The following is a 4,764-nucleotide window of genomic DNA, read 5'->3' as shown; positions in this document are numbered from 1 at the left end:
CGCCGAGCTGGCGGAGCTGCTGGCCTGGGCCGCGGGCGCCGCCGCGGGTGCGGGTGGGGACGCGGGCGCGGGTCCCGACGTCCCTGCGGGCGACCCGGCCGGTGCGGACGACGGCGGTGACGACGGCGCGGACGGCGCGGGCGCGGGCGTCGCCCCGGGCACCGACCGCGCCCCCGCCCGGGTCGCCGTGCTCACCGGCGTCCCCGGCTCCGGCATCACCGCGCTCGCCGAGGCGGTCGCCCGCGCGCACCGGGCCGCCGCGGGCGCGCCGGTCCTGCTCGGCCCGGGCGACGTCGACCCCGACCTCGTGCCGGCGGCCCTGCCGTCCACCCCCGCCGCCACCGCGACCCCGACCGCCACCCCGGGCGCCCCCGGCCTCCTCGTCCTGCTCGACGTCGACGACCCCGACCGCCCCGCCGCCGTCGCCCGCGTCCTGGCCGACGCCGCCCCGGCGTGGTCCCTGCTGGTGACCGCCCGCCGCGCGCTCCCGGTCGACGGCGCCCGCACCGTGCGCCTCGCCCCGCTGGAGCCGGGCGCCGCGGTCGCGATGCTCGGCGACCTCGTGGGCCCCGACCGCGTCGCCGCCGAGCCCGAGGCCGCCGCCGCGCTCGCCGCCGCGTGCGGGCACCTCCCCGTGGCGCTCGCGGTGGCGGCGGGCCAGGTCGCCGAGCGCCCGGCCTGGTCCCTGGCGGACCACGTGCACCGCGTGGCCCAGTCGTCGCACGCCCTGCCCGCCCTCGACGCGGCCTACCGCGCGCTCGACCCGGAGCAGGCGCTCGTGCTGCGCCGGCTGGCGCTGCTGGACGCCCCGCTGCCGTCGGCCTGGCTCGCCGTGCTCGCGGGGCTCGACCAGGCGAGCGTGCGGCGGGCGCTCGCGGCGCTGGAGGACGCGCACCTGGTGCTGCCGGCGCCGGGCGGGCGGTCGACGGTGCACGCGCTCGTGCGGCGGTACGCGCGGGAGGCCGCGCAGGACGACGAGCCGGTCAGCGCGCGCCGCGCGGCGGTCGAGCGGCTGGTCGACCGCCTCGTCGAGGTGTGCCGCCCGCTGGTCGCCGTCGTCGCGCCGCACCACGACCTCGCGCTCGGCGGCCCGCCGGTGGCCGCGACGCCCGCGGTGGCCCGCGAGCGGCTGGACGCGCTCCGCCCGGTGGCCGTGGCCGCGGGCGCGCGGTGCGCGGAGCTCGGGATCGCCGCGCCCCTGGGCGGGCTGTCCGGGCTCCTGGCGGCGTACCTGGACACGGCGGGCCACTACGCCGACGCGCTGGTGCTGCACGGCGCGGCCGCCGCGGCCGCCGACCCGGCCGGCCGGAGCCGCGCGGGCCGGGACCTGGGCCGGGTGCTCGAGCACCTCGGCCGGTACGACGAGGCGCTGGCGCAGCTGGTGCGCGCGCACGAGTCCGGGCACGACCCGCGGCCGGGCCAGACGCTCAACCGGATCGGCAACGTCTACAAGCGGCTCGGGCGCACCGACGAGGCCCTGCGCGCGTACGCCGAGGCGGCGGAGGCGGCGCGCGCCGGCGGCGACGTCGTCAGCGAGGGGCGCGCGGTGGGCAACCACGCGGACGCGCTGCGGGTGCTCGGCCGGCACGCGGAGTCGTTCGCGGGCTACGACCAGGCGCTCGCGCTCGCCGAGCGGGTCGGCGACGTGCTGAACGTGGCGGTCGTGACCAGCAACTCGGCGCTGGCGCTGGAGCACGCCGGGCGGCTCGCGGAGGCCCGGGCGCGGGTGGTCCGGGCGCGCGCGGCGGCGGACCGGCTGGGCGACGCGAACCTCGGGCTGCGCACCGCCCTGCACGAGCAGCGGCTGGCGCTCGCCGCCGGGGACCCCGGCGAGGTGCCGGGCGTCGTCGCCGCGCTGCGCGCCCTGGCCGAGCGGGCGGGCGACCTCGGCGACGTCGAGGCGCAGGCGGAGGCGCGCACGGTCCTGGGCCGGGCGCTGCACCGCGCGGGGGACCTGGCCGCCGCGGAGGACGTCCTGACCGGCGCGCGGGAGCAGGCGGCGCGGCTCCGGGCGCGGCTGGTCGAGGTCGAGGCGCTCAACGCCCTGGGCGCGGTGGCGCTCGCCGGCGGGCGTCCCCGCGACGCGCGGGCGTGGTTCGACCGGGCGCTGGGGCCGGCGCGCGCGGCGGGCGACGTGGGGGAGGAGGCCCGGGCGCTCGCGGGCCTGGCCGCCGCTGCCGCCGAGGGCGTGCTGCACCTCCGCGACCACACCCCCGACGACGCCCCCGCGACCCTGGCGGTGTTCCGGCGCGCGATCACCGGCACCGCGGCACGCGACTACACCCCCGAGCAGGTCGCCGCGTGGGCGCCCGACGAGATCGACCCCGACGCCTGGGCCGCCCGGCGCGCCGCCGCGCGCACCCGGGTCGCGGTGCGGGACGGCGCGGTCGTCGGGTTCACCGACGTGGACGCGGCCGGCTACGTCGACATGCTGTTCGTCGACCCGGGCGCGGCGCGGCAGGGGGTGGCCCGGGCGCTGCTCGACTGGGCGGTCCGGACGGCCGCCGCCGACGGCGCGACCGAGCTGACCACCCACGCGAGCATCACGGCGCGCCCGTTCTTCGCGGCGCACGGCTTCGTCGTCGTCGCGGAGCAGCACCCGGTCCGCCGCGGCGTGACCCTCACCAACTACCGGATGCGCCGCCCGCTCTGACCCGGACGCCCACGTCGGGAGTGGAACGTCGTGACCGACACGCCGACGGCGTGTCGGTCACGACGTTCCACTGTCGGGAGGTGCCGCCCGCGCCGGGCCGTCCCAGTTGTGCGAACCGGACAACACGGGCCCGGCATCCTGTGCCGCGGCGGTGCACCGCGGCCCGGGGGCCGTCGGCTAGCGTCGACTTCCGTGTCCGAGAACCCCCAGACCACCAGCCCGGAGCCGCGCAGCGTGCTCGTGACCGGGGCGAACCGCGGCATCGGCCGCGCGATCGCCGAGCGGTTCGTCGCGAACGGCGACCGGGTCGCGACCATCGTCCGCAGCGGCGGCGCCCCCGACGGCGTCCTCGCGCTGACCGGCGACGTCACCGACACGGCCTCCGTCGACGCCGCGTTCGCCGAGGTCGAGGCCCAGCACGGCCCCGTCGAGGTCCTGGTGGCGAACGCCGGCGTGACCCGCGACGGCCTGCTCATGCGGATGTCGGACGACGACTTCCAGCAGGTGCTCGACGTCAACCTCACGGGCGTGTTCCGGTGCGTGCGCCGCGCGTCCAAGGGCATGATCCGGCTGCGCCGCGGGCGCATCGTGATGATCGGCTCGGTCGTCGGCCTGTACGGCAACGCCGGCCAGGTGAACTACACCGCGACCAAGGCCGGCCTCGTCGGCATGGCCCGGTCCGTCACCCGCGAGCTCGGCGGCCGCGGCATCACCGCGAACGTCGTCGCCCCCGGGTTCATCGAGACCCAGATGACCGCGGAGCTGCCGCAGGACCGCCAGGACGCCTACCTGTCGTCCATCCCCGCGGGCCGGTTCGGCGCGGTCGACGAGATCGCCGCCGCCGTCGAGTTCCTCGCCTCGCCCGCCGCCGGGTACATCTCGGGCGCCGTGCTGCCGGTCGACGGCGGCCTCGGCATGGGCCACTGACCTCCTCCCCGCACCCTCGAACGATCGGAAACACCATGGGCCTGCTCGACGGCAAGAAGCTCCTCGTCACCGGCGTCCTCACCGACGGCTCCATCGCCTTCCACGTGGCGCGCCTCGCGCAGGAGGAGGGCGCCGAGGTCGTGCTCAGCTCGTTCGGCCGCCAGTTCCGCCTGACCCAGGCGATCGCCCGCCGGCTGCCGAAGGAGGCGCCGGTCGTGCAGCTCGACGTCACGGACGCCGAGGACCTGGCCGCCCTGCCGGAGCGCGTGCGCGAGCACGTCGACCACCTGGACGGCGTCGTGCACTCGATCGGCTTCGCGCCGCAGTCGGTCATGGGCGGCAACTTCCTCGCCGCCGAGTGGGCCGACGTGGCCACCGCGCTCGAGGTCTCCGCGTTCTCGCTGAAGTCGCTCGCCACCGCCACGCAGCCGCTGCTGACGAACGGCGGCTCGATCGTCGGCCTCACGTTCGACGCCCGGTTCGCCTGGCCGGTCTACGACTGGATGGGCGTCGCCAAGGCCGCCTTCGAGTCGACCTCCCGCTACCTGGCCCGCGACCTCGGCCCCCAGGGCATCCGGGTCAACGTGGTCTCCGCCGGGCCGATCCGCACCACGGCCGCGAAGTCCATCCCGGGCTTCGAGTCGATGGAGGGCGGCTGGGACGGCCGCGCGCCGCTCGGCTGGGACGTGCACGACCCGGAGCCGACTGCCCGCGCGGTCGCCGCCCTGCTCTCCGACTGGTTCCCGAAGACGACGGGGGAGATGGTGCACGTCGACGGCGGCGTGCACGCCATGGGTCAGTAGTCGTGGGACGCTGGTGCGCGTGACCCACGGCTCCGCGCACCAGCTCGTCCTGCTCCGCCACGCGAAGGCGGAGCACCCGGGCTCCCTCGACGACCAGCTCCGACCCCTCGCCCTCGCCGGGCGGAAGCAGGCCACCGAGGTCGGCACGGGGCTGCGGGCGGCGGGCCTGGTGCCCGACCTCGCGCTGGTGTCGTCGGCGCTGCGCACGCGGCAGACCTGGGACCTGGTCCGCGCCGGGCTCGAGGTGCCCGCGGAGACCGCCCGGCTGTCCGACGACGTCTACGCGGCCGGCATCCGGCAGCTGCTCGGCCTGCTGCGGGAGCTCGACGAGTCCGCCGGCACCGTGCTGGTCGTCGGCCACGAGCCGACCGTGTCGCAGAC

At 78.4% G+C, this 4,764-nt stretch carries 4 protein-coding genes; all 4 read left to right on the top strand.

The genetic code is table 11. The annotated features are described in order from the left end of the window. The coding region (locus VER05_RS14465) for a GNAT family N-acetyltransferase (protein WP_324846038.1) at window positions 1-2,653 on the top strand (2,653 nt) is incomplete at its 5' end. 192 nt (window positions 2,654-2,845) lie between these two features. Beyond that, window positions 2,846-3,580, top strand: a complete 735-nt coding sequence (gene fabG / locus VER05_RS14460) for a 3-oxoacyl-ACP reductase FabG (RefSeq protein WP_324846037.1) — start codon at window positions 2,846-2,848, stop codon at window positions 3,578-3,580. 35 nt (window positions 3,581-3,615) lie between these two features. Further along, window positions 3,616-4,383, top strand: coding sequence for an enoyl-ACP reductase FabI (gene fabI, locus VER05_RS14455; protein WP_324846036.1), 768 nt, complete (start codon window positions 3,616-3,618; stop codon window positions 4,381-4,383). Window positions 4,384-4,402: 19 nt separating this feature from the next. Further along, window positions 4,403-4,764: SixA phosphatase family protein (locus tag VER05_RS14450; protein ID WP_324846035.1), on the top strand; the 362-nt coding region annotated here is incomplete at its 3' end.

The sequence above is a fragment of the Cellulomonas sp. genome (assembly GCF_035634735.1).
GTDB lineage: Bacteria > Actinomycetota > Actinomycetes > Actinomycetales > Cellulomonadaceae > Cellulomonas.
This window is presented reverse-complemented; position numbering and strand designations above follow the sequence as displayed.